Raw genomic sequence first — 25535 nt, 5'->3', positions numbered from 1 at the left:
CCCGCCGCGGGCCGCTGCCCGACCTCGGTGTCTGGCACCGGATGTGAGTTACTCGGCGGTCTTGATCTGAATGCGACGCGGGGTGGCCGCCGGGCGCTTGGGAATCACGATTTCCAGCACGCCATGGCGCCCGCTGGCGGTGATGCCTTCGGCGTCGGCGCTGTCGGGCAGCGCAAAGCGCCGGTAGAACGCACCGTGCGAACGCTCCACGCGGGTAAAGTTGCCTTCGCCTTCCTTGACCTCATTCTGGCGCTCGCCCTTGATGGACAGAATGCCTTTGTCCATGTTGACCTCGATATCGGCCGGGTTCACACCGGGAATGTCGGCGAAGATGACAAAGCGGCTGTCCTCCTCGCGAATGTCCACGCGCGGCGCCCATTGGCTGGTCACCACATTGGACTGGTCACCTTCCTCGGCATTGAAGAAACGATCGAACACCTGCTTGATCTCGTCTTGCAGGCCGGCACGTGCAGTCCACGGCTGATAGCGTGTGATACTCATGACGATGTCTCCTTTCAATCAGGCTCGGCCCCATGGCCGTCTGCCCAGAAAGATAGGTTCAAGCCCCTGCTTTTCAAGTACTTTGGACTTTTATTTAAAGCCCGTTCAATCCCACAGGCGACGAGAGATTTTCATGACGATCCAGATAGGCCAAGCGCTGCCCGCGGCGCAGTTCAACCGCGTCGGCGACGACATCCAGTGCACCGACACCCAGGCCGTGTTCGCTGGCAAAAAGGTGGTGCTGTTTGCCGTACCCGGAGCCTTCACCCCGACCTGCAGCTCCAAGCACCTGCCCGGTTACATCAAGGCCATGCCCGCGTTTCGCGAGCGCGGCATCGAGGTGGTCTGCCTGGCAGTGAACGATGCCTTTGTGCTCAAGGCCTGGGCGGCCTCGCAGCAGGCACCGGACGACCTGATCATGCTGGCCGACGGCAATGCCGAGTTCACCCGCGCGCTGGGGCTGGAGATGGATGGCACCGGCTTTGGCATGGGCGTGCGTGCCCGTCGCTTTGCCCTGTATGCCGATAACGGCATCGTCAAGGCTCTGAACGTGGAAGCGCCAGGCGAATTTCGCGTGTCGGCCGCCGAAGCCATGCTGGCAACGCTCGACGCGCTCTGAGGCGCTTTCACTGGCAACGTCTCAAGCGCCGGTCATTCGACCGACGCGAAAAACAAAAAAGCCCCGGCCGAAACCGGGGCTTTTTTTCACTTAAGGCACCGCCTCAGTGATGGGTCTCAGGCATCGGCTCCATCGGAAGCCTCGGCACTGTCATCGTCGGCAGGCGCCTGCGTGGACGCCGCGTCATCCGCCTCGGACACGGTCTGGCCATCGGCCGGCAAGATCGGGTTGCCATCGGCATCCAGCTCGACCTCGTCTTCGTCCTCGGCTTCCAGACGCACCACACCGACCAGGGCTTCCTTTTTCGGCAGCTTGATCAGGGTGACGCCCTGCGTGTTGCGCGACAGCTGCGAGACCTCCGACACACGCGTACGTACCAGCGTGCCCTGGTTGGAGATCAGCATCAGCTCGTGGGCTTCGGTGACCCACTCGGCGGCGACCAGCGGACCGTTGCGATCCGAGCACTGGATGCCGATCACGCCCTGCGTGCCGCGCCCCTTGCGCGGGAACTCTTCCTGCGGGGTGCGCTTGCCGAAACCGCGCTCAGTGGCGGTCAGCACGTCGAACGACTCACCCTCGGCGGTGACGATCATCGACACCACCTTGGCGTCACCCGCCAGCCGCATGCCGCGCACGCCGCCGGCGGTGCGGCCCATCGAGCGCACCGCGTCCTCGCCAAAGCGCACCGCCTTGCCGTTGGAGGCAAACAGCAGGATGTCGTACTGGCCGTCGGTCATCTGCACGCCGATCAGCGCGTCATCCTCGTCCAGGCGAATGGCGATCTTGCCCTTCTGCAGCTGGTAGGCGAACTCGGGCAGCGGAGTCTTCTTCACCGTGCCGTTGCGGGTGGCAAAGAACACGAAGCGGTCTTCGTCGTACTCGCGCACCGGCAGCACCGCCTGTACGTATTCGCCCTCGGCCAGCGGCAGCAGATTGACGATCGGCTTGCCGCGCGCCTGCGGCCCGGCTTCGGGCATCTCGTACACGTTCAGCCAGTACACGCGGCCGGTGCTGGTGAAGGTCAGCAGCGTGTCATGGGTGTTGACCACCCACAGCTGCGAGACGAAATCCTCTTCCTTCAGCGCCGAGGCCGAACGGCCCTTGCCGCCACGCTTCTGCGCGCGGTAGGTGCTGGCCGGCTGACGCTTGATGTAACCACCGTGCGACAGCGTGACCACCACATCTTCCGAGGCGATCAGGTCGAGCACGTTGAGGTCGGCCTGCGAGTGCTGGATGTCGGTGCGGCGCACATCGCCGTAGTCGGCCTTGATCACTTCCAGCTCGTCGCGGATGACCGAGAGCAGACGCTCGGGGTCTTCCAGAATCTCGATCAGATCGCGGATCACTTCCATGATCTGGCGATATTCGTCGGAAAGCTTTTCCTGCTCCAGGCCGGTCAGGCGGTGCAGCCGCATCTCCAGGATTTCCTTGGCCTGCGCCTCGGACAACTGGTAGCCATCGGCCTTCAGGCCATCGCGCGGATCCATGTCTTCCGGACGCGACATCTCGGCGCCGGTGGCCTCCAGCAGCGCCCTCACCATGCCCGGTTCCCAGCGCTTGGAAAGCAGACGCTCGCGCGCCACCTGCGGCGACTCGGAGGTCTTGATCAGCTCGATCATCTCGTCGATGTTGGCCAGCGCGACGGTGAGGCCTTCCAGAATGTGCGCGCGGGCGCGGGCCTTGCGCAGATCGAAGATGGTGCGGCGGGTCACCACCTCGCGGCGGTGACGGATGAACGCCTCCAGCACTTCCTTGAGGTTCAGCAGCTTGGGCTGGCCATCCAGCAGCGCCACCATGTTGATGCCGAAGGTGACCTGCAGCTGGGTCTGCTGGAACAGGTTGTTCAGCACCACATCGCCCATCGAGTCGCGACGCACCTCGATGACCACGCGCATGCCGTCCTTGTCGGACTCATCGCGCAGTTCGGAGATGCCTTCGACCTTCTTTTCCTTGACCAGCTCGGCGATCTTTTCGATCAGCCGCGCCTTGTTCACCTGGTACGGAAGCTCGGTGACGATGATGGTTTCGCGGCCGTTGGGCTCGGTTTCCACCTCGGCCTTGGCACGCACCAGGATGCGCCCGCGACCGGTGCGATAAGCCTCGACGATGCCGGCCGCGCCGTTGATGATGCCGCCGGTCGGAAAATCCGGGCCCGGCATGTAGGTCATCAGGTCTTCGATCGACAGCGTCGGATCGTCGATCAGCGCGATGGTGGCGGCGACGGTCTCGGTGAGGTTGTGCGGCGGGATGTTGGTGGCCATGCCCACCGCGATGCCGGCCGAACCGTTCACCAGCAGATTGGGCACGCGCGTGGGCAGCACCAGCGGCTCACGCTCGGACTCATCGTAGTTGGGCCCGAAGTCGACGGTGTCCTTGTCGATATCGGCCAACAGCTCGTGGGTGAGGCGCGCCATGCGCACCTCGGTGTAACGCATGGCCGCGGCGTTGTCGCCATCGACCGAGCCGAAGTTGCCCTGGCCGTCGACCAGCATGTAGCGCAGCGAGAAGGGCTGGGCCATGCGCACGATGGCGTCGTACACCGAGGCATCGCCGTGCGGATGGTATTTACCGATGACATCACCGACCACGCGGGCCGATTTCTTGTACGGCCGGTTCCACGAGTTGCTGAGCTCGTTCATCGCGAAAAGAACGCGACGATGGACCGGCTTGAGCCCATCCCGGGCATCGGGGAGTGCGCGTCCGACGATTACGCTCATGGCGTAATCGAGATAGCTCTGACGCATCTCGTCTTCGATATTGACGCGAATGACTTCTTTGGCGAGTTCTGCCATCGAATGGCTTCCGTGACTACTGAGTTTGGGGCCCGTCGCGCGCTTTTGTCCGTGCCGGACAAGGCGTCGGGAACAATCCCTCGGAGTATATCACAAAAGCGTCATTAATTCCCCTAATTTTTCTTTCTATTTCAGCTAGTTACGAAGACGTTTTGACGCCTGTGAAAACCCATGCCCGAGCCCCGGCAAAATTGAGTCCGGCCGCCACCACGGAACCGGCTGCCACACCCAGCACCGGCCAGTGGTGAGCCAGCGGCCACAGCCATAACACCAGCGCGTAGGTGCCGTAGTTGACCAGCGCGCCGACGCCCATCACCGCCAGCCAGCGCCCCCACTCCGACGCCGCGCCGCCGCTGCGTCGATGCGCAAAAGTGAACGAGCGGTTGAACACCCAGGTGGCACTGGCCGCACACAGGAACGACACCACACGCGCCAGGTACGGATCCCAATCGGCAAAGGCCACCAGTGACTGCACCACGCCGGCATCGACGACAAAGCCAATGACTCCGCCGACAAAGAACCAGCCCAGCTCGTGCTTGAGTCTCATGCGCCGAAAAGGGCTTGCATGCGCAGCGCATCGGGCTGCTCGATCACTCCACGCTCGGTGACAATGGCATCGATCAGATTCGCCGGCGTCACATCGAATACCGGATTCCAGGCCCGCGCGCCCTCGACCACGGTGCGCGTACCGCCGTAGCCCAGCAGCTCGCTGGGTTCGCGCAGCTCGATCTCGATCGCCTCGCCGTCGGCCGTCGCCATGTCCACCGTGGAGGACGGCGCCACCACCATGAACTTCACGCCGTGATGGCGCGCCGCGATGGCCAGCTGATAGGTACCAATCTTGTTGGCGGTATCGCCGTTGGCGGCGATGCGGTCGGCACCGACGATCACCCACTGCACCTTGCCGCTCTTCATCAGATGGGCGGCAGCCGAATCGGCCACCAGTTGTGCCGGGATGCCATCGTTGACCAGTTCCCACATGGTCAGGCGCGCGCCCTGCAACCAGGGCCGGGTTTCACCGGCGAAAACTTCGGCGATACGCCCGGCCGAGACACCGGCGCGAATCACGCCCAGCGCGGTACCGAAACCTGCGCATGCCAGCGAGCCGGTATTGCAGTGGGTCATCACGCCCGAGCCCGGCGCGATCAGGGCCGCACCCAATTGCCCCATATGCCGGTTGGCGGCCAGATCCTCATCCTGGATGGCCTGCGCTTCGACAGCCAGCGCCTGCGCATCGGCACCGGCGGCAATGCGGGCGCGCATGCGATCGAGCGCCCACATCAGATTGACGGCGGTGGGACGGGCGGCGCGCAGCGCCAACAGCGCCTCGTCCATATCCGCGCCCTGCTGGGCGGCCAGTACCACGCCCCAGGCCGCGGCAATGCCGATCGCCGGCGCACCGCGCACCACCAGATCCTTGATCGCCTGCACCACCGCCTGGCTATCGGTGCAATCGACCCACTCGGTACGTTGCGGCAGCTTGCGCTGATCAAGCAGGCGCAAGTGATCGCCCTGCCATTTCAGGGCGCGGATGGAGTCGTGGGAGGCGGCGGTGTCGGTCATCGGGGCATGGCACGCTAAGCGGAAATCGCCACCATTATGGCGGCTGTGGCGCACTTCGTCAGGCCGGCAGCGGCCTGCCCTGGACCACTGGCTCGCCACGATAGGTGCGCCGATGGGCCAGCGCCAGCAAGGCGGCATCCTCGGCGGTATCGCCATAGGCGTGCACGCAGGCAAAGTCCTCCAAGTCAAGATGCTCACGCAGGCGCGCCGCCTTGTGATCGCCCACGCATTGCGGTCCCAGATAGCGGCCGCTCAACCGACGCCCGGATACCTGCAAGCGTGAGGCCAGTAGCTCGACGCCGTGGGCGCGGCACCAGGGTGCGAGCAGCCACTCGAAATTGCCCGACACCACCACCACGCGGTGGCCGGCGTGTTGATGGGTACGCAACTGCGCCAGGGTCTCGGGGCGAAGATGGGCATCCACCCACTGCCGGCAAAACGACTGTGCTGCGCGCCGGAAGCGTGCCACCGGATAGCCGCCCAGGCAGAAAAAGGTCAGCACCGCACGGGTCGGCACGCCGCCCAGCCAACCACGGCGATAGGCCAGCACCACCGGCGCCACCAAAGCAATGACCAGCCAACGACGCCAACGCGGCACCACATACTCAAGAAATGGCCCGAAGCTTTCGGCGTCGGTCAGCGTGCCGTCAAAGTCGAACAGTGCCAGCTCCCTGCCGGTCGAATGGCTCATGCCGTTGCGGTCTCCATGGCGAAAATACGGTGCGCTCGCGTTCTGGTCGCACCGAACTTGCGGGTACGGTCAACGTTGTCAGTCACGCCCATATACCGGCACCGTGGTCTTGAGCATTGAGTGAAAGCGCGTACAACGCCTGCACCGAACCTGCGCCCGGGCCAAGAGCCCCCGAAGTGGCATCGTTGAGTGAGGCGCCCAGGTGAAACGGCGGCGCACATCGCCTCGACCTACAGAAACATGAAACCGCTCATAGGCGGTCCACTCCTTGAGTCCTTACCAGGGACTTTCAGTGATCGCGCTCGGCCAGCCAGGCGTGGATGGCCGTTGGCACCTCACGCTGCGCCCGTCCGGAGACGTAGATGCCGATGTGACCACCACGAAACGCCAGTTGCTGATAGTCGTCGGTGCCAATGTACTTTTGCATGGCCCTGGATGCGGCCGGCGGCACCAGATGATCCTGCTTGGCAAAGATATTCAGCACCGGACAATGGATATCGCGCAGATTCACCTGCCTTCCGCCCAGCTCCACCTCGCCCATGATCAGCTTGTTGCCCTGGTAGAAGTCCTTCACGAACTGGCGGAAGGTTTCACCGGCCTGATCGGGCGAGTCGAAAATCCATTTCTCCATGCGCAGAAAATTTTCCATCTGCGTGGGATTATTCAAAATATCAACCAGCGCCACGTATTTTTGCTGATTCAGGCGCACCGGCTTGAGCATCAGATAGCAGGCATTGATCAGGTCGGCCGGAATGTTGCGCCAGCTGTCGACAAACAGGTCCACATCCATGTGTTGCACCCAGGACGAGAGCATGTTGTCCGGCGTCTTGAAGTCCACCGGCGTGACCATGGTCAACAGGTTGCGCACCTTCTCGCCATGCAGGGCGGTGTAGCACAGCGAAAATGTGCCGCCCTGGCAGATACCCAGCAGATTGATGGCATCCAGGCCGTGTCGCTTGCGCACCACATCGACGCAGCGGTCCAGGTATCCGTTGATGTAATCATCCATGGTCAGCCAGCGGTCGGCACCATCGGGATAGCCCCAGTCGATCAGGTAGACATCCTCGCCCTGGGCCAGCAAGTTGGCGACCAGCGAGCGATCGGGCTGCAGGTCGACCATCCAGGGCGTGTTGACCAGCGCATAGCAGATCAGGATGGGCGTCTTTGCGCTGGGCTTGGTATCGCCTTGGAAGTGATACAGCGTCAGCTTGTCCTCACGATAGACCGCCTCGTGCGGTGTGGCGCCGTAATGGGCCTCGTCCAGATGCTTAAGCACGGGCAAACCTTCGGCCAGCTTGCGCTGGAACGCGGCCATCTCCTCGACCATGTGCTGGGGGTCAAGTTGCAACGGGGAGAACATGCACGCTCCTTGAGGCTGGGACATCTAAACGGATGGACGGCTCAACGTTTGGCACTGCGTCGCGCGGACGAGGTCTTGGCCGGTGCTGATTTGCGCGCGGCCTTTTTCGTCGCCGCTTTCTTGGTCGCCGCTTTCTTTCCGGGCGCCTTGCTGGCGGCACTCTTGCGCGCCGACGCCGACCTGCGGGTCCCGGCAGCCTTTTTCGCCGCACTCTTTTGCGCGGTGGCCGAAGCACCGCCGGCACCCTGCTCACGCACCTCGGCCAGCGCGTCGCGCAACGCGGTGACCTCATCACGGGCGGCGCGCAGCTCACGGCGCACTTCCTGCAAGCGCTTGCCGATGCTGTCGACTTCTTCGCGCGTGGGCAGGCCCCATTGCGCGCCCATGGCAGCCATCTGACGCTGCTGAAGTTCGCGCATGCGCGACTGCGCGTTGACCAGGTCGCCATAGATCTGGCGGAACTCGTCGGTCATGGCGATCTTGGCGTAGGCGTCCTCGGCGGCATCCACCCACATGTCATAGAGCGCGCGCAGTGACTGGATCTGGCGTTCGGGATCGGTGTGCTCGGCCAGTCGCTGCTCGAGCAGCTCCAGCCCCTTCAAGTTGGCATCGGCCATCATCGCGTGATAGCGCTGCAACTGCTCGCCATAATCGGCCATGGCGCCGAGCATGCGCTGCTGCAGTTGCTGGTGCTCGCGCGAGTAGCCGAAGGTCGGCAACTTGAGCCAGTCGTGCAACTCGGACATCGGCTCCTGCAAGGCGCCGAACCAGCGCTTCATCTGCTGCTCGAACATCTCCGAACCCGGCACTTCGAGCTTGCCGAACATCTTGCGGAATGGCTCCCCGGCCTGCTCGATGAACTGGCGGAACTGGCCCTGCCAGTCCGGCCCCTGACTGGGCGGCGGCGTCACGCCGGCGCGCTGCAGCCAGCCAAAATAGCCGCGCATGCCCTCGAGCATGCGCTCGACCGCGGCGCTGTTGTCCAGCGACTCGTTCACCGGCGCACCGGAGCGTCGGGCAAAGTCGAGCCACGCATCCCAGGACTGCTGGGCCAGTGACTGCCAATCGGTGAGGAAATCGGCCTTCTCGTACATGCTCGCGCTCCCGTCTGGGTAACCGTGAGCATCATAGCAAAGGCCCGCAAACGACAAGGCCCGGTGTCATTCCGACACCGGGCCTTGCGTTCATGCAGCCAGTCGGGACTGGCTTAACCGTTGGCGGACTCGTCCTCGGCCACGGCCTTCATGGACAGGCGGATACGACCCTGCTTGTCCACTTCCAGCACCTTGACCTTGACGATATCGCCTTCCTTGAGCTTGTCGGAGACCTTCTCGACGCGCTCGTTGGAGATCTGCGAAACGTGAACCAGACCGTCCTTGCCGGGCAGGATGGTGACGAAGGCACCAAAGTCCATCAGCTTGGCGACCTTGCCCTCGTAGATGCGACCCGGCTCGACGTCAGAGACGATCTGCTCGATGCGCTTCTTGGCCTCGTCGGCCTGCATGCGGTTGACCGACGCAATGACCACGGTGCCATCGTCGTTGATGTCGATGGTGGTACCGGTTTCCTCGGTGATCGAGCGGATGGTCGCACCACCCTTGCCGATGACTTCGCGGATCTTGTCCGGATGGATCTTGATGGTCAGCAGACGCGGCGCGTACTCGCTCATCTCGGCGCGGGCTTCGGTGATGACCTTGCCCATTTCGCCCAGGATGTGCAGGCGACCACGCTTGGCCTGGCCCAGCGCCGTACGCATGATCTCCTCGGTGATGCCGTCGATCTTGATGTCCATCTGCAGGGCGGAGATGCCCTCGGACGTACCGGCCACCTTGAAGTCCATGTCGCCCAGGTGATCTTCGTCACCCAGGATGTCCGAAAGAACGACAAAGTCGTTGCCTTCCTTGACCAGACCCATGGCGATACCGGCCACCGGTGCCTTCAGCGGCACACCGGCGTCCATCATGGCCAGCGAGGAACCGCACACCGAAGCCATCGACGAGGAACCGTTGGACTCGGTGATTTCCGAGACCACGCGCACCACGTACGGGAAGTCTTCCATGCTCGGCTTGACGGCCATGACGCCGCGCTTGGCCAGACGGCCGTGACCGATTTCACGACGCTTCGGGCTACCGACGCGACCGGTCTCGCCCACCGAGAACGGCGGGAAGTTGTAGTGGAACAGGAACGGATCCTTCGACTCGCCTTCCGGCGCGTCGATGATCTGCGCATCACGCGCGGTACCCAGGGTGGCCGTGACCAGCGCCTGCGTCTCGCCGCGGGTGAACAGCGCCGAGCCGTGGGTACGCGGCAGCACGCCCACGCGCACGCTGATCGGACGGATATCATCCAGCTGGCGGCCGTCGATGCGCACCTTGGTCTTGAGCACGCCATCGCGCATGGTGCTGTATTCGAGCTCGGCAAATTCCTTGCCCAGATCCTCGGCGCTCCAGCCCTTCTCCTCGGCCTGGGCGCTCAGAGCTTCCATGACCTCGGACTTGATGGCGGAGATGGCATCGCGACGCTGCAGCTTGTCGCGCACCTGGAAAGCCTGCTCGAGTTTGTCACCGACCTCGCCCTTGACGGCGGCGATCAGCGACTCGTTACGGGCCGGCGCCTGCCAGTCCCAGGACGGCTTGGCCGCCTCGGTGGCCAGCTCGGCGATGGCACGGATGGCCGCCTGCATCTGCTGGTGACCGAACATCACCGCACCCAGCATCACATCTTCGCTGAGCAACTGCGCTTCGGACTCCACCATCAGCACCGCATTGGCGGTACCGGCCACGACCAGGTCCAGCTGCGAATCCTTAAGCTCGGTGGCCGACGGATTGAGCAGGTACTCGCCGTTGCTGTAACCGACGCGGGCGGCGCCGATCGGGCCCTTGAACGGGATGCCGGCCAGGGTCAGCGCCGCGGAAGCACCGATCAGGGCCGGGATGTCGCCGTCCACGTCCGGGTTCAGCGACATGACCTGGGCGATGACCTGGACTTCGTTCTTGAACTCTTCCGGGAACAGCGGACGCACCGGACGATCGATCAGGCGCGAGGTCAGCGTTTCCTTCTCGGTCGGACGACCTTCGCGCTTGAAGAAGCCGCCCGGGATGCGGCCGGCGGAGTAGAACTTTTCCTGATAATCGACGGTGAGCGGGAAGAAGCTCTGACCCTCGCGCGGCTTGCTGGCCGCAACAACGGTGACCAGCACCGAGGTGCCGCCCATGCTCACCACGACGGCACCGGATGCTTGACGGGCGATTTCGCCCGTCTCCAGCGTGACTTCGTGATTACCGTACTGGAATGACTTGGTTACTTTCGCCACTTTGGTCTCCTCTGACCTGGGATTAACGGCGCAGGCCGAGACGTTCGATCAGGCTCTGATAGCGTTCCAGATCACGCGACTTGAGATAGCCCAGAAGACGCTTGCGCTGGTTGACCAGCTTCAGCAGACCACGACGCGAGTGGTGGTCCTGCTTGTGCGACTTGAAGTGCTCGGTCAGGTGCGAAATACGGGCCGACAGCAGGGCCACCTGCACTTCGGTGGAGCCGGTGTCGTTCGGGGTGCGACCGTAGTCGGCGATGATCTTGCTGGTCTGCTCAACAGAAAGGGACATGCTACGTTCCTCGAAAAAAAAGGACGCGAGGTTTACACAGCGCCACCGCGGACGATGAAGCTGTGTAAACCCCGCGGGTTGATTTTTAGCCCTTGGGTAAGAGCCTATTGTAACGGCCGGAATAGCGCTGCAACAAGGGCTTAACCCGGCAAGTTGAAACCACGGCGCGAGCGCAGACGGGCATCGTCGCCCACTTCGCCCAGCGCCAGCAGCCGACCGTCGTCGGCATACACTCGGTAAAGGCCCGGCACAAGATCACGCCGCACCCTCGCCTGTCCTTGGGCCATGGCCCGGCTGTCCTCGGCATCCAGATGCACCGCCGGCATGCCCGCCAGCCCGGCATCGACCGGCAGCAATATGTTCTCAAGTGCCGCATCGCCCTCGCTCGCCAGCGCTTCAAGCTGCTCCAGCGTGAGCATGGAAGGGGTCGAGAACGGCTCCACCCACAGCCGGCGCAGCGCACTCAGATGGGCGCCGCAGCCCAGCACCTGGCCCAGATCACGGGCCAGACTGCGAATATAGGTACCCGAACCACACTCCACGCGCAGGCACAGCGTGTCGCCGTCATGGCGCAGCAGATCGATAGCGAAAATCTCCACCTCGCGCGCCGGCACGTCGACCACTTCGCCGCGGCGCGCCAGCTTGTACAGCGGCACGCCATCGCGTTTGAGCGCCGAATAGGCCGGCGGCACCTGGGAAATAGTGCCGATGAACGGCGCAAGCGCCGCGCGGAGGCTCGCCTCGTCAAGCATCGGCACCGGGGCCTGCTCGACCACATCGCCTTCGCCATCGTCAGTGCTGGTGGTCGTACCCAGCTTGACCTCGGCGGCGTAGGCCTTGCGCGAACCCAGCAGATGCCCGGCGACCTTGGTCGCCTCGCCCAGGCACACCGGAAGCAGGCCGGTCGCCAGCGGGTCCAGGCTGCCGGTATGTCCGGCCTTGGCCGCGCGCGCGATGTGACGCACGCGCTGCAGCGCCTGGTTGGAACTCAAGCCCAGCGGCTTGTCCAGCAGGACGATGCCGTGGATATCGCGGAAGCGGGAACGGTTTCGGGATCGCGCCATGGTGCTACCAGCCGATCGACCTCGCACGCCGCCTTCGCGGCGCCGGGCCGATCAGGCGTTCTCGTCCTCGTCCGACGCGTCTGCCGGGCCCAGGTCCAGGCCGCTCAGCAGGTGATCGATGCGCTCGCCCTTGTCGACCGAATCGTCATACTTGAAACGAAGCTCCGGCACGCGGCGAATGCGCATACTGCGCGACAGCTCGCGACGGAACTCCTTGGCCATCTCGTTGAGCGCCTTGACCGCCGCCTTGGATTCCTCCGGCGCCAGTGTGGTCACCCAAACGGTGGCCACATCCAGGTCACTGGTGGCTTCCACGTCGGAGACGCTGACCATGGGCAAACCATACTCACGCACGGCCGAATGGACCAGCTGGCCCAGCTCACGACGGAGCTGGGCCGACACACGGTCGCTGCGTTTGAAGTCGCGTGCAGGCATCTTCGCGCCGACTCCTTACAGGCTACGAGCCACTTCGATACGCTCGAAGCACTCGATCTGGTCGCCGGACTTGACGTCGTTGTACTGCTTCACGGCGATACCGCACTCGGTACCCATGCGCACTTCCTCGACGTTCTCCTTGAAGCGACGCAGCGATTCCAGCTCGCCCTCGAAGATCACCGTGTTGTCGCGCAACACGCGGATCGGCTTGCTGCGCTTGACCACGCCTTCGACCACCATGGAACCGGCCACGGCGCCGAACTTGGAGCTGCGGAACACATCGCGTACCTCGGCGATACCGATGATCTCCTCGCGCACTTCCATGCCCATCAGGCCGGAAGCGGCCTGCTTCACCTGATCGATCACGTCATAGATGATCGAGAAGTAGCGCACGTCCAGGCCGCTGGTATCGATGACCTTGCGCGCCGACGCATCAGCACGCACGTTGAAGCCGATCAGCAGCGCCTTGGACGCGGCCGCCAGGGTGGCATCGGATTCGGTAATGCCGCCGACACCGCTGGAAACCACATTGACCTTGACCAGCTCGTTGCCGATCGCACTCAACGACTCGCGAAGCGCCTCGGCCGAACCCTGCACATCAGCCTTGATAAGGATGTTCAGCTGCTGCTGCTGCTCGCTCTGGCCCATCTGCGCCATGATGTCTTCAAGACGGTTGGCCTTGCTGACCATGCGCGTTTCGCGACGCTTCTGCTGACGCTCCTGCGCCACCTGCTTGGCCAGCTTCTCGTCGGCGACGACGATGAAGTCGTCACCGGCCTCGGGCACGCCCGACAAGCCCAGCACCTGCACCGGAATGGACGGACCGGCCTCGTCGACCTGCTGACCGGTTTCGTCCAGCAGCGCACGCATGCGGCCGTACTCGACACCGCAGACGACAAAGTCGCCCCTCTTCAGCGTGCCCTGTTGCACCAGCACCGTGGACACCGGACCGCGGCCGCGATCCAGGCTGGACTCGACCACCACGCCGGAGGCGCGGCCATCGGCCACGGCGGTCAGCTCCATCAGTTCGGCCTGGATGGAAACCGCATCGAGCAGGTCGTCCACACCCGTACCAGCCTTGGCCGACACCGGCACGAACTGCACGTCGCCACCCCAATCTTCCGGCACCACTTCCTGCGAAGCCAGCGCCTGCTTGACGTTGTCCGGGTTGGCCTCGTCCTTGTCCATCTTGTTCATGGCCACGATCAGCGGCACGTTGGCCGCGCGGGCATGCTTGATGGCCTCGATCGTCTGCGGCATGACGCCGTCATCGGCCGCCACCACCAGCACCACGATATCGGTGGACTGGGCACCACGCGCACGCATCGCCGTGAAGGCGGCATGGCCCGGGGTATCCAGGAAGGTGATCACGCCCTTCGGCGTGGTCACGTGATAGGCACCGATATGCTGGGTGATGCCACCGGCCTCGCCCGTGGCGACCTTGGTGCGGCGAATGTAATCGAGCAGCGAGGTCTTGCCGTGATCGACGTGGCCCATGATGGTCACCACCGGCGGACGGCCAACCTTCTCGCCCTCTTCCTCATAGGAAGCGGCCTGCTCAAGCAGCGTCGCCTCGGCGCCCTTGTCGTCCTCGGGCACCGGGTTGTGACCCAGCTCCTCGACGACCAGCGTCGCGGTGTCGTGATCGATCACCTGATTGATGGTGGCCATCATGCCCATCTTGAACAGGGCCTTGACCACCTCGGCGCCCTTCACAGCCATCTTCTGCGCCAGCTCGGAGACCACATTGGCCTCGCCCACAGGCACATCGCGCACCACCGGCGCGGTCGGACGCGAGAAGCCATGCGGACCGCTGGAGCTGCTGGCACCGCGCGATTCCTGGCGACGGCCACGACGACTGCGGCTGCTGGAACGACGTGCACGATCGGCCTCGCTCAGATGCAGCTCGCCACCGGCAAAGCGCTTGCTGCCCTTGCCCTTGCGTGCATTCTCTTCGCGCTCTTCGCGCTCGGTCTTGCCCTTGGCAGCCGGCTTGGCCGGGGCAGCCGTCTTGGCCGGCTTGCCACGCGCCTCTTCCTCGGACACGACACGCTCGCGACGCGGCGGACGGTCCTCGTGCAGACGCGGCATCACCGGCATCGACCAGGCATCCCTCTTGCGAGAAGGCTCGGCGGCATCGGTCTGCACCTCGCCCTTGTCCGCCTTGACCGGCTTGTCAGCCTTCTTATCAGCCTTGTCGGCTTTCTCGGTCCGGTGCACCTTTTCGGATTTCTCGGTCGCCTCGGCCTTGGCGATCTCTTCGGCGGCCTGGCGCTGACGCTCTTCCTCGGCTTCGGCCTCGGCACGTGCCTTGGCTTCGGCTTCGGCCTTGGCAGCCGCTTCGGCTTCAGCCTTGGCAGCAGCCTCGGCCTCTTCAGCCTGGCGCTGCGCCTCTTCCTCGCGACGCTGTGCGTCCTCGGCGGCCTGGGCCTCCTCATGCATGCGCGCCTCTTCGGCCGCATCGAGCTTGGCCTGGGCCTCGTCGCGCTCGGCCTCGCCCTCGGCATCCTCGGCCATGGCGCTGCGCTTGACGTAGGTGCGCTTGCCGCGCACCTCCACATTGACTGTCTTCGACGCCGAACCGCGTCCGGAGCCCACCTTCAGTTCGCTGACCTTGCGGCGGCGCAGCGTGATCTGACGCGGTGAGCTATCTTCGGCTTCCTCGCCTTCACGCTTGCCATGCGTGCGGCGCAGAAAGCCGAGCAGCTTGACCTTTTCGGTGCTGCTGATGACCTGTTCGGGGTCGGAGAACTTCATGCCGGCCTCGTCAAGCTGAGTGATCAGCTTTTCGACCGACATGTCCAGGACCTTGGCCAGTTGCTTGATGGTGACGTCCGACATTGTTCTCTTTCTCCGCCTTTCCCGCGCTGAACTTCCGCACCGACACTGCGCCGTCACGGCTGTCCCATTCCCTGGTGGGAAGCCTTAGTCTTCACAGCCAGGCTTCCGCCGACACGCCCATCCTGTGGGCGCACCTTCCGTTTGCGGCTTAGCCGCCCTGCTCCAGACGCGCAATCATGGGTGCACGCGCCGCCATAATCAGCGCCGCGGCACGTTCTTCGTCCATGCCCTCGATGTCGATCAGATCATCGACGGCCTGGTCGGCCAGCTCATCCGCGGTAGTAACACCACGTTCCGCCAGGGCGTAGGCGGTTGTTTCATCCATGCCCTCAAGCTCCAGCAGGTCTTCTGCCGGCTTGTGTTCCTCGATACCTTCCTCGACCGCCAGGGCTTCGGTCAGCAGCGCATCGCGAGCACGCGCGCGCAGCTCCTCGACGATGTCCTCGTCAAAGCCCTCGACCGCCAGCAATTCGCCGGTCGGCACGTAAGCGATCTCCTCAATGCTGGAAAACCCTTCTAGCACCAGGATGTGTGCAATTTCCTGATCAACCTCAAGCTTGTCCATGAACAGGCTGCGCGCCGTTTCCTGCTCGGCCTCGCTCTTGGCCTGCACCTGCTCCTGGGTCATCACGTTGAGCTGCCAACCGGACAGTTTGCTGGCCAGGCGCACGTTCTGGCCACCGCGACCAATGGCCTGGGACAGCTTGTCCTCGGCCACGGCGATGTCCATGGAGTTGCGCTCCTCGTCCATGATGATCGACTGCACTTCGGCCGGCGCCATCGCATTGATGACGAACTGGGCCTGGTTCTCGTGCCACAGCACGATGTCGATGCGCTCGCCATTGAGCTCGTTGGACACCGCCTGCACACGCGAACCGCGCATGCCGATGCAGGCGCCGATGGGGTCGGTGCGGCTGTCATGGGCCAGCACGGCAATCTTGGCGCGATCACCCGGATCGCGGGCGCAGCCCTTGATCTCGACCAGACCCTGACCCACTTCCGGCACCTCGAGCTTGAACAGCTCGATCATGAATTCCGGCGCCGTGCGCGAGACGAACAGCTGCGGCCCGCGCACTTCCGAACGCACTTCGTACAGGTAACCGCGCAGGCGGTCACCGACGCGTACCGGCTCGCGCGGAATCGACTTGTCGCGCGGGATGAAGGCCTCGGCGTTGCTGCCCAGGTCAAGGTAGATGTTGCCGCGTTCGACACGCTTGACGATACCGGTAACCAGCTCGCCGACGCGATCGACGAAGGCATCGACCACCAGCGCCCGCTCGGCTTCGCGCACACGCTGCACGATGACCTGCTTGGCTGCCTGGGCGGCAATGCGACCGAACTCGGCGTTCTCGATCTGCGTCTCGATGAACTCGCCAACCTGCGCGTCTTCGCGTTCGTCGACGGCATCCATCAGACGCACCTGCCAGTACGGCGACTCCATTTCACCGTCGTCGGCAATGACTTCCCAGCGACGGAAGGTCTCGTACTCACCACTCTGACGATCGATGCTCACGCGGATGTCCGCATCCTCGTCCGGATAGCGCTTCTTGGCCGCCGAGGCGAGCGCCGCCTCCATGGCCTGGAAGATGGTCTCGCGCGGCACGCCCTTTTCATTGGCCACCGCATCTACCACCAACAACAATTCTCTGCTCATTGCCGCTACTCCGAAGACGCCGCCCGGCGCCCGTTAGTCAGACTCAAGACCTAAGGCTGATCAGCCCTTCTTACCGCCCTGCTTGGGCGCGGGCGCATAGCCCAGCGCCACCCAATCGGGCACCAGGCGCGCGTTCTCGACCGCGTCGTAATCAAACTCGATGCGCCGACCTTCCACTTCAAGGGCGATGTGCTCGCCTTCGACCGACTCGACGCGGCCCTTGAAGCGACGGCGGCCGTCCATCGGCGCAGTCAGCACCACCTTGACTTCCTCGCCGAGGAAGCGGGCGAACTGGGCGGCCGAAAACAGCGGACGATCGATACCCGGAGAAGAAACTTCCAGCGTGTAATGACCCGGAATCGGATCTTCCACATCGAGAAGGGCAGACAGCTCGCGACTGGCCGATTCGCAGTCGTCGATATCCACTTCACGCTCTTCGGCGTCGATATAGACGCGCAGCGTGCCCTGCCCGCCACTCGGGCTCCATTCCACACCCAGGCATTGCAGACCAAGGTCGGCCAGTGCCTGATCGAATCGTTGGGCAATCTGCTGCGTATCCAAAGAGTGCCTGTCGCGTCTATCCAAAGTCCGGAAACAAAAAATGGGCGAAACGCCCATTTCCATAGCGTGCCGTTGTATCCAACACCGGCAGCGTGCCGGGCAGCGGAAAAGAGACTTTCCAGACCACCCGTTCAATGCACGCGGCGCGCTCCTTGCGCCCAACAAAAAAGCCTCGCGAGGAGGCTTTTTTGCCGAATTCTGGTAGCGGGGGCAGGATTCGAACCTGCGACCTTCGGGTTATGAGCCCGACGAGCTGCCAGACTGCTCCACCCCGCACCGGAGAAATGAAACTATACCGTCACGAAGCGTTTTTGGCAATACCTTCTAGCGAAAATGATGCCAACTTTTCGTAACTGCTTGGCGCTGCCGGTTTAACCGGCGAACGCCCGCTGGCACCAAGCCAACAACGGCCCCCAGTATAGCCCAAGTGCCAGCAATGCCAAAGCGTTGATCGACAGTGCCCAGCGCAGCGGCTTGTCGGTCTGTGGCTTGAGCTCGACGCCCTCGACCGGCTTGTCGAAGTACATCACCTTGACCACGCGCAGGTAGTAGTACAGGCCGATGATGGCAAACACCGCACCAACAATGGCCAACCACAGCAGGCCGGCGTCAATGGCCGCCTTGAACACCATCAGCTTGGCGAAGAAGCCGAACATCGGCGGCACGCCAGCCAGCGACACCATGGTCAGCAGCATCAGGAAGGCAAACCACGGCGAGCGCCGGGCCAGGCCCTTGAGATCGTCGATTTCCTCGCACTCGAAACCGGCGCGCGCCATCACCAGGATCACGCCGAATGCCGCCGTGCTCATCAGCGCATAGGCAATGACATAGAACATCGACGCGCTGAAGCCCTGCTGCGTGCCGGCCGCCAGGCCCAGCAGCAGATAGCCCATGTGCGAGATAGTCGAGTACGCCAGCAGACGCTTGATGTTGGTCTGCACCAGCGCGACCAGGTTGCCGATCGCCAGCGACAACACCGCCAGCACCGACAGGATGACCTGCCACTGGTCGTGCAATTGCCCCAGGCCCGATTCGAGCAGACGGAACGCCATGCCGAACGCGGCCAGCTTGGAGGCCGAACCGATGAAGCTGACCATCGGCGTTGGCGCACCTTGATACACATCCGGCAACCACATGTGGAACGGCGCCACGCCCAGCTTGAAGCTGATGCCCACGATCATGAAGATCAGGCCGAACATCATCAGGTTGGTCATGTCCACGCCACCGGCCAGCAGGTGCAGCTGGGCCAGATCCAGCGTGCCCGCCGCGCCATAGACCATCGACATGCCGTACAGCAACATGCCCGAGGACAGCGCGCCCAGCACGAAGTACTTGATGGCCGCTTCCGAGGACAGACGCGAGTCGCGATTCAGCGCCACCAGCGCGTACGAGGACAGCGTCAGCAGCTCCAGACCGGTGTACACCGTAATCAGACTGCCCGCCGAAACCAGGATCATGATGCCGATGGTGGCGAAGATCGTCAGCGAGTAGAACTCGCCCACATGCAGGTTGCGGTCGCGCAGATACGGCCGCGCCATGATGAACACCAGCAGCGTCGAGAGCAGCGCGAACACCTTCAGAATCTCGGCCACATGATCGCGCACGAACATGCCATGGAACGCGGTCACCGACTGTGCCGGCTGGCCATCGATCACCAGCCACAGCGCCACCGCGGTGATGGCAATGGCCAGCCAGTGCGTGATGTTGCGCTGCTCGGGCTTCAGGAAGACGTCGAGCAGAAGCAGCACACACACGGCCGCCACCAAGTACAGCTCGGGCAGCAGTGTAAGAATGTCATTGAAGTTCATAGTGCGGCGTTCCTCAGATCTTCGTCAGCGCCAACTTCTCGACCAGCTGCGCGATCGAGGCGTCCATCAGGTGGGTCAGCGGCTCCGGCCAGATACCAATGGCCAGCACCAGCAGCGCAAACATGCCCAGCACGAAGGCTTCGCGGCCATTGATGTCTGACATCTCGGCCACCTTCGGATTGGTCACCTTGCCCCACACCACGCGCTTGATCAGCCACAGCGTGTAGGCCGCGCCGATGATCAGCGTGAAGGCGCCGAACAGCGCGATCCACGGATTGGCCGCGAACGCCGCCAGGATGACCATGAACTCGCCGACGAAGCCGCTGGTACCCGGCAGGCCGCAGTTGGCCATGCCGAAGAACACCATGAACACGGCAAACCACGGCATGACGCTGGCCAGGCCACCGTATTCGTTGATCTGTCGCGTGTGCAGGCGGTCGTACATCACGCCGATACACGAGAACATGGCGCCAGAGACAAAGCCGTGCGAAATCATCTGCACCATGGCGCCCTGCACGCCCAGCTGGGCCGTGCTGACATCATGTGCACCACGCACCAGCATGAAGGCGATGAAGATACCCAGGGTGACAAAACCCATGTGCGCGATGGACGAGTACGCCACCAGCTTCTTCATGTCTTCCTGCACCAGCGCCACGTAGCCGATGTAGACCACGGCGATCAGGCTCAGCGCGATCACCAGCCAGGCGTAGTGCGAGGCCGCATCGGGCACCATCGGCAGCGTGAAACGCAGGAAACCGTAACCACCGATCTTCAGCATCACCGCTGCCAGCACCACCGAGCCGCCGGTTGGCGCCTCGACGTGGGCATCGGGCAACCAAGTATGCACCGGCACCATCGGCACCTTCACCGCGAAGGCGATCAGGAAGGCGAAGAACAGCCAGGTCTGCTCGCTCATGGTCAGCGGCAGCGCGGCCAGCGTGGCCATGTCGAAGGTGCCGGCCTTGTGGTACAGGTAAATCAGGCCGATCAGCATGAAGATCGAGCCCAGGAACGTGTAGATGAAGAACTTGATCGTGGCGTAGACGCGACGCGGGCCGCCCCAGATGCCGATGAGGATGAACATCGGAATCAGCATGGCCTCGAAGAACACGTAGAACAGCAACGCGTCGGTGGCGCAGAACACGCCGATCATCAGGCCCTCGAGTACCAGCATCGCCGCCATGTACATGTGCGGACGATCCTGGATCACTTCCCAGGCGCCGACGATCACCAAGATCGAGACGAAGGTGGTCAGCAGGATCAGCGCCACCGAGATGCCATCGACACCCAGCGCGTAGTTCACGTGCAGTGAGGCGATCCAGGTGTGCATCTCGGTCAGCTGCATGGCGCCGCTGTCGGCATTGAACACCGGCAGCATCAGCAGACTGATGACGAAGGTGGCCACCGCCACCAGCAAGGCGATCCAGCGCGCCGCTTTGCCGCGGTTGGCACCTGCCATCAGCACCGGAATGGCGCCGATGATCGGGACCCAGATCAGCAGGCTTAGAAGGTTGGACATCGTGTTTCTTTCCCTGTGCTCTGTGTCAGCCGCGGCCCAGCAGCCAGTAGCCGCCAAGCAGCAGCACCAGGCCGAAGATCATCGCGAAGGCGTATTCATAAAGACGACCGGTCTGCAGGCGACGCGCCACGCGGGCGATACGCTGCACCAGGCTGGCCGAACCGTTGACCATGGCGCCGTCGATGGTGGCCGCATCACCGCCACGCCACAGCGCACGGCCCAGCGCCACGCCACCGCGGGCGAAGATCGCGAAGTACACCTCGTCGACCCAGAACTTGCGGTCCAGGATCACGTACACCGGCTTCAGCGCACGCTTGATGCGATCGGCCATGGCCGGGTTGAAGATGTACACGTAGGTGGTGATCACGAAGCCGGCCACCACCAGCCAGAACGGCAGCTGGGTGAAGCCGTGCAGCGCCATCGCCAGCGCGCCATGGAACTCGTGGCCCATCTCGCCGAGCACGTTGTGTGCTTCCTCGACGTGGATGGCGCTGCCGAACCAGCCGCCGAACAGCATCGGACCGACGGTGAAGAAACCGATCAGCAGCGACGGAATGGCCAGCGCAATCAGCGGCACCGTCACCACCCACGGCGACTCCTTCGGCGCATGGTGCAGCACGCCCGGCTCGTGGTGGTCGTCGCCATGGTCGTCGTGGCCGTGACCGTGCGAATGCACCACCTTGAAGCGCTCCTTGCCGTGGAACGTCAAGTGCATCTGGCGGAACGTGTACAGCGCCGTTACCAGTGCACCGGCCATCACGCAGAAGTACGCATAACCGGCGCCCCAGCGATGCGACTCGCCGGCGGCCTCGATGATGGCGTCCTTGGAATAGAAGCCGGAGAAGAACGGCACGCCGCACAGCGCCAGCGAGCCAATCCACATGGTGATGTAGGTGATCGGCATGTACTTGCGCAAGCCGCCCATGTAGCGCATGTCCTGCTCATGGTGCATGGCGATGATCACCGAGCCGGCGCCCAGGAACAGCAGCGCCTTGAAGAACGCGTGCGTCATCAGGTGGTACACGCCGCCGGCATAGGCCGACACGCCCAGCGCCACGGTCATGTAGCCCAGCTGCGACAGCGTCGAGTAGGCGACCACGCGCTTGATGTCGTTCTGCACGATGCCGATCAAGCCGGTGAACAGCGCACCGGTGGCACCGATCACCATGATGAAGCTCAACGCGCCGCTGGACAGCTCGAAGATGGGCGACATGCGCGCCACCATGAAGATGCCGGCCGTGACCATGGTCGCGGCGTGGATCAGCGCGGAAATCGGCGTCGGGCCTTCCATCGAGTCAGGCAGCCACACATGCAGCGGCACCTGCGCCGACTTGCCCATGGCGCCGATGAACAGCAGCACGCAGATCACCGTGGCCGCATCCCACGAAGTGCCCTGGGTGATGTGCAGGGTGCGACCGATCAGCGACGGCGCGGCCTGGAAAGCCTGGCTGTAATCGAGCGTGCCCAGGAAGTACAGCACCGCGGCGATACCCAGCAGGAAGCCGAAGTCGCCCACGCGGTTGACCAGGAACGCCTTCAGGTTGGCGAAGGTGGCCGTGGGCTTCTTGAACCAGAAGCCGATCAGCAGGTACGAGACCAGACCCACCGCTTCCCAGCCGAAGAACAGCTGCAGGAAGTTGTTGCTCATCACCAGCATCAGCATGGAGAAGGTGAACAACGCGATGTAGCTGAAGAAGCGCTGGTAGCCCGGATCGTCGGACATGTAGCCGATGGTGTAGACGTGCACCATCAGCGACACGAAGGTGACCACGCACATCATCATCGCCGTCAGGCGGTCGATCATGAAGCCGACGCTGGCGTGCACCTTGCCGATCTGGAACCAGGTGTACAGGTCGTGGTTGTAAACCTGCGCCCCGCCCCAGACCACCTGGTACAGCACATAGAAGGAAAGCACACAGGCGATGCCCACACCAAGGATGGTGACAGTGTGCGAACCGGCGCGTCCGATCTGCCGGCCCAGCAGGCCGGCCAGCGCGGCGCCGACCAGCGGTGCAAGCGCGATGATCAGAAGGATGGATGTCGAAAGCTGCATCGGAATCAACCCTTCATGCTGTCGATTTCGGCGACGTTGATGGTGTGGCGGTTGCGGAACAACAGCACCAGGATCGCCAGGCCGATGGCGGACTCGGCCGCGGCCACGGTGAGAATGAAGAACACGAACACCTGACCGGCGACATCACCATGGAAGCGCGAGAAGGCCACGAAGTTGATGTTCACGGCGAGCAGCATCAGCTCGATCGCCATCAGCAACACGATGACGTTCTTGCGGTTGATGAAGATGCCCGCCAGCGAAATGCAGAACAGCACCGCGCCAAGCACGATGAAATGCGAGAGCGTAATCATGACTGCGACTCCTGCTGACGGCGCTCGGCCTCCATCTTGACGATGCGAACACGGCGCGTGGCTTCCACGCGGACCTGATCGCCCGGGTTCTGCTGCTTGGTGCCGGTGCGATGACGCAGCGTCAGCACTACCGCGGCGATCACGCCGACGGTAAGGATCAGTGCGGCGATCTCGAACGGAAGCAGGAATTGGGTGTACATGGCCTGGCCCAGCCACGCCGTGTTGGACAGCCCCTGGGCGGCCGCCGGGTCCGGACCCATGGTGTTGGCGTGCATGGCCTTGACGCCGATCAGCGCCAGCAGCTCGACCAGCATCACCGCGGCGACCACGATGCCGACTGGCAGATACTTGATGAAGCCTTCACGCAGCCGCTCGTGATTGATGTCGAGCATCATCACCACGAACAGGAACAGCACCATCACCGCGCCGACGTAAACGACCACCAGCGCGATACCCAGAAATTCCGCCTGCGCCAGCAGCCACAGACAGGCCACGCTGAAGAACGTCAGCACCAGCGACAGCACCGCGTGCACGGAGTTGCGCATCGAGATGACCATCAGCGCCGAGATCACGGCGACGATGCCGAAGGCGTAGAAGCAGATGATTTGAAACAGTTGAGGGGACATCAATGCTCTCCTGCCCTTAGCGGTACGCCGCGTCCTGAGCGCGGGCGGCGGCGATATCGGCCTCGAAACGGTCGCCGATGGCCAGCAGCTGCGACTTGGTCACGACGTTCTCGCCACGCTGCTCGAAGTGGTACTCGTGCACCGAGGTCTCGACGATCGAGTCCACCGGGCAGCTCTCCTCGCAGAAGCCGCAGTAGATGCACTTGAACAGGTCGATGTCATACCGGGTGGTACGACGCTGACCGTCCTCGCGCGGCGCCGAATCAATGGTGATGGCCAGCGCCGGGCACACCGCTTCGCACAGCTTGCAGGCAATGCAGCGCTCTTCGCCGTTGGCGTAGCGACGCAGTGCGTGCAGACCGCGGAAACGGTTCGATTTGGGGATGTGCTCCATCGGGTAGCGCATGGTGTACTTGGGGCTGAACATGTAGCGCATGGTCAGGCCCAGACCCTTGCACAGCTCGATCAGGAGCAGACTCTTGAAATAGCTGGTAATGCGATTCATGACGTTATCTTTAAGCCCCCACGGTGACCCAGCCGAAGTACTTCAGGCAGCCAGCCACAAGCACCCAGACGATGGTGATCGGAATGAACACCTTCCAGCCCAGGCGCATGATCTGGTCATAGCGGTAACGCGGGAAGCTTGCGCGGAACCAGAGGAAAAGAAAGGCAAACAGGAAGGCCTTGACGAACAGCCACCACCAGCCACCGGCGCCAATGAAGCCCCAGCTGGCCGGGAACGGGCTCAGCCAGCCGCCGCAGAACAGGACCGAAGCCAGGAAGCTGACCAGGATCATGTTGGCGTATTCGGCCAGGAAGAACAGCGCGAACGCCGAACCGGAGTACTCGACGTGGAAACCGGCGACGATTTCCGACTCGCCCTCGGCGACGTCGAAGGGTGCACGGTTGGTTTCGGCCACGCCGGAGATGAAGTAGATCACGAACACCGGCAGCAGCGGCCACATGAACCAGTCAAGGATGCCGGCGCCCTTCTGCGCATCGACGATCGCGGTCAGGTTCAGGCTACCGGCCAGCACCAGTACGCAGACGATGGCCATGCCCATGGCCAACTCGTAGGAGATCACCTGCGCCGCCGAACGCATCGCACCCAGCAAGGCGTAACGCGAGTTGGACGCCCAACCGGCCAGGATGATGCCGTACACGCCCAGCGAGGTCATTGCCAGCAGATACAGCACGCCGGCATTGATGTTGGCCAGCACCAGGCCCTGATCGAACGGCACCACAGCCCAGGCCGCCAATGCCGGTACCAGACCCAGCAGCGGCGCCAGGAAGAACAGGAACTTGTTGGAGCTGGTCGGGACAATGACCTCTTTGATCAGCAGCTTCACCACGTCGGCGAAGGCCTGCAGCAGGCCGGCGGGGCCGACCTTGTTCGGCCCCATGCGCGCGTGCATCCAACCGATGACCTTGCGCTCCCACCACACGTACATGGCCACCGAGATGACCAGCGGCAGGACGATGCACAGGATCTTGATCAGTGTCCAGAGGACGAGCCAGATATCGGCAGCCAT

The 25535-nt window shown here is 63.4% G+C and carries 22 protein-coding genes and 1 tRNA gene; 1 reads left to right on the top strand and 22 read right to left on the bottom strand.

Going from position 1 to position 25535, the window contains the following annotated elements:
* Window positions 1–48: 48 nt before the first annotated feature.
* Window positions 49–501: an Hsp20/alpha crystallin family protein gene (locus HBF24_RS07515; protein WP_167171174.1), complete on the bottom strand. Its 453-nt coding sequence runs from the start codon at window positions 499–501 to the stop codon at window positions 49–51.
* Between the two features lie 133 nt (window positions 502–634).
* Between HBF24_RS07515 and HBF24_RS07510 the strand changes: the two genes are divergently transcribed.
* On the top strand, window positions 635–1120 hold the full coding sequence (locus HBF24_RS07510) for a peroxiredoxin (protein WP_167171171.1): 486 nt from the start codon (window positions 635–637) through the stop codon (window positions 1118–1120).
* A gap of 116 nt (window positions 1121–1236) precedes the next feature.
* On the opposite strand, the gene gyrA is transcribed toward HBF24_RS07510, so the two are convergent.
* The 21 genes from gyrA to nuoH form a co-directional block, all read right to left on the bottom strand.
* Window positions 1237–3912 (bottom strand): DNA gyrase subunit A, encoded by a 2676-nt coding sequence (gene gyrA / locus HBF24_RS07505; protein WP_167171168.1) that lies wholly within the window; start codon window positions 3910–3912, stop codon window positions 1237–1239.
* 139 nt (window positions 3913–4051) lie between these two features.
* Window positions 4052–4459: a GtrA family protein gene (locus HBF24_RS07500; RefSeq protein ID WP_167171165.1), complete on the bottom strand. Its 408-nt coding sequence runs from the start codon at window positions 4457–4459 to the stop codon at window positions 4052–4054.
* A complete protein-coding gene (mtnA, locus tag HBF24_RS07495) occupies window positions 4456–5475 on the bottom strand; it encodes an S-methyl-5-thioribose-1-phosphate isomerase (protein WP_167171162.1) in 1020 nt (339 codons plus the stop codon). Before mtnA ends, HBF24_RS07500 begins: the two co-directional genes overlap by 4 nt.
* 58 nt (window positions 5476–5533) lie before the next feature.
* On the bottom strand, window positions 5534–6166 hold the full coding sequence (locus HBF24_RS07490; protein WP_167171159.1) for an HAD family hydrolase: 633 nt from the start codon (window positions 6164–6166) through the stop codon (window positions 5534–5536).
* 289 nt (window positions 6167–6455) lie between these two features.
* Entirely contained in the window at window positions 6456–7526 is a 1071-nt protein-coding gene (locus HBF24_RS07485) for a class III poly(R)-hydroxyalkanoic acid synthase subunit PhaC (protein ID WP_167171156.1), read from the bottom strand.
* A gap of 41 nt (window positions 7527–7567) precedes the next feature.
* Window positions 7568–8620 (bottom strand): poly(R)-hydroxyalkanoic acid synthase subunit PhaE, encoded by a 1053-nt coding sequence (locus HBF24_RS07480; protein ID WP_167171153.1) that lies wholly within the window; start codon window positions 8618–8620, stop codon window positions 7568–7570.
* Between the two features lie 113 nt (window positions 8621–8733).
* Window positions 8734–10839 carry a polyribonucleotide nucleotidyltransferase gene (gene pnp, locus HBF24_RS07475; RefSeq protein WP_167171150.1) on the bottom strand — a complete coding sequence of 702 codons (2106 nt, stop codon included), beginning with the start codon at window positions 10837–10839 and terminating at the stop codon, window positions 8734–8736.
* Between the two features lie 22 nt (window positions 10840–10861).
* Window positions 10862–11131 (bottom strand): 30S ribosomal protein S15, encoded by a 270-nt coding sequence (rpsO, locus tag HBF24_RS07470; protein ID WP_167171147.1) that lies wholly within the window; start codon window positions 11129–11131, stop codon window positions 10862–10864.
* 140 nt (window positions 11132–11271) lie between these two features.
* Entirely contained in the window at window positions 11272–12195 is a 924-nt protein-coding gene (truB, locus tag HBF24_RS07465; RefSeq protein ID WP_167171144.1) for a tRNA pseudouridine(55) synthase TruB, read from the bottom strand.
* A 51-nt stretch (window positions 12196–12246) separates the two neighbouring features.
* Entirely contained in the window at window positions 12247–12630 is a 384-nt protein-coding gene (gene rbfA / locus HBF24_RS07460; protein WP_167171141.1) for a 30S ribosome-binding factor RbfA, read from the bottom strand.
* 15 nt (window positions 12631–12645) lie between these two features.
* Window positions 12646–15471, bottom strand: a complete 2826-nt coding sequence (gene infB / locus HBF24_RS07455; RefSeq protein ID WP_167171138.1) for a translation initiation factor IF-2 — start codon at window positions 15469–15471, stop codon at window positions 12646–12648.
* Between the two features lie 148 nt (window positions 15472–15619).
* The gene (nusA, locus tag HBF24_RS07450; protein ID WP_167171136.1) at window positions 15620–17125 is read right to left on the bottom strand and encodes a transcription termination factor NusA; all 1506 of its coding nucleotides are present in this window, start codon (window positions 17123–17125) and stop codon (window positions 15620–15622) included.
* Between the two features lie 60 nt (window positions 17126–17185).
* The gene (gene rimP, locus HBF24_RS07445) at window positions 17186–17686 is read right to left on the bottom strand and encodes a ribosome maturation factor RimP (protein WP_167171133.1); all 501 of its coding nucleotides are present in this window, start codon (window positions 17684–17686) and stop codon (window positions 17186–17188) included.
* 199 nt (window positions 17687–17885) lie between these two features.
* A tRNA-Met gene (locus HBF24_RS07440) sits at window positions 17886–17962 on the bottom strand.
* Between the two features lie 95 nt (window positions 17963–18057).
* On the bottom strand, window positions 18058–19494 hold the full coding sequence (gene nuoN, locus HBF24_RS07435) for an NADH-quinone oxidoreductase subunit NuoN (protein WP_167171131.1): 1437 nt from the start codon (window positions 19492–19494) through the stop codon (window positions 18058–18060).
* A gap of 13 nt (window positions 19495–19507) precedes the next feature.
* Window positions 19508–21013, bottom strand: a complete 1506-nt coding sequence (locus HBF24_RS07430; protein WP_167171128.1) for an NADH-quinone oxidoreductase subunit M — start codon at window positions 21011–21013, stop codon at window positions 19508–19510.
* Window positions 21014–21038: 25 nt separating this feature from the next.
* Entirely contained in the window at window positions 21039–23066 is a 2028-nt protein-coding gene (gene nuoL / locus HBF24_RS07425) for an NADH-quinone oxidoreductase subunit L (protein WP_167171125.1), read from the bottom strand.
* Between the two features lie 5 nt (window positions 23067–23071).
* Window positions 23072–23377: an NADH-quinone oxidoreductase subunit NuoK gene (nuoK, locus tag HBF24_RS07420; RefSeq protein ID WP_167171122.1), complete on the bottom strand. Its 306-nt coding sequence runs from the start codon at window positions 23375–23377 to the stop codon at window positions 23072–23074.
* Window positions 23374–24003, bottom strand: coding sequence for an NADH-quinone oxidoreductase subunit J (locus tag HBF24_RS07415; protein ID WP_167171119.1), 630 nt, complete (start codon window positions 24001–24003; stop codon window positions 23374–23376). The genes nuoK and HBF24_RS07415 overlap by 4 nt, the downstream gene beginning before the upstream one ends.
* A gap of 16 nt (window positions 24004–24019) precedes the next feature.
* Window positions 24020–24508, bottom strand: coding sequence for an NADH-quinone oxidoreductase subunit NuoI (gene nuoI, locus HBF24_RS07410; protein WP_167171116.1), 489 nt, complete (start codon window positions 24506–24508; stop codon window positions 24020–24022).
* Window positions 24509–24518: 10 nt separating this feature from the next.
* The gene (gene nuoH, locus HBF24_RS07405) at window positions 24519–25535 is read right to left on the bottom strand and encodes an NADH-quinone oxidoreductase subunit NuoH (protein WP_167171113.1); all 1017 of its coding nucleotides are present in this window, start codon (window positions 25533–25535) and stop codon (window positions 24519–24521) included.

The sequence above is a fragment of the Oleiagrimonas sp. C23AA genome (assembly GCF_011759385.1).
Classification (GTDB): domain Bacteria; phylum Pseudomonadota; class Gammaproteobacteria; order Xanthomonadales; family Rhodanobacteraceae; genus Oleiagrimonas.
This window is presented reverse-complemented; position numbering and strand designations above follow the sequence as displayed.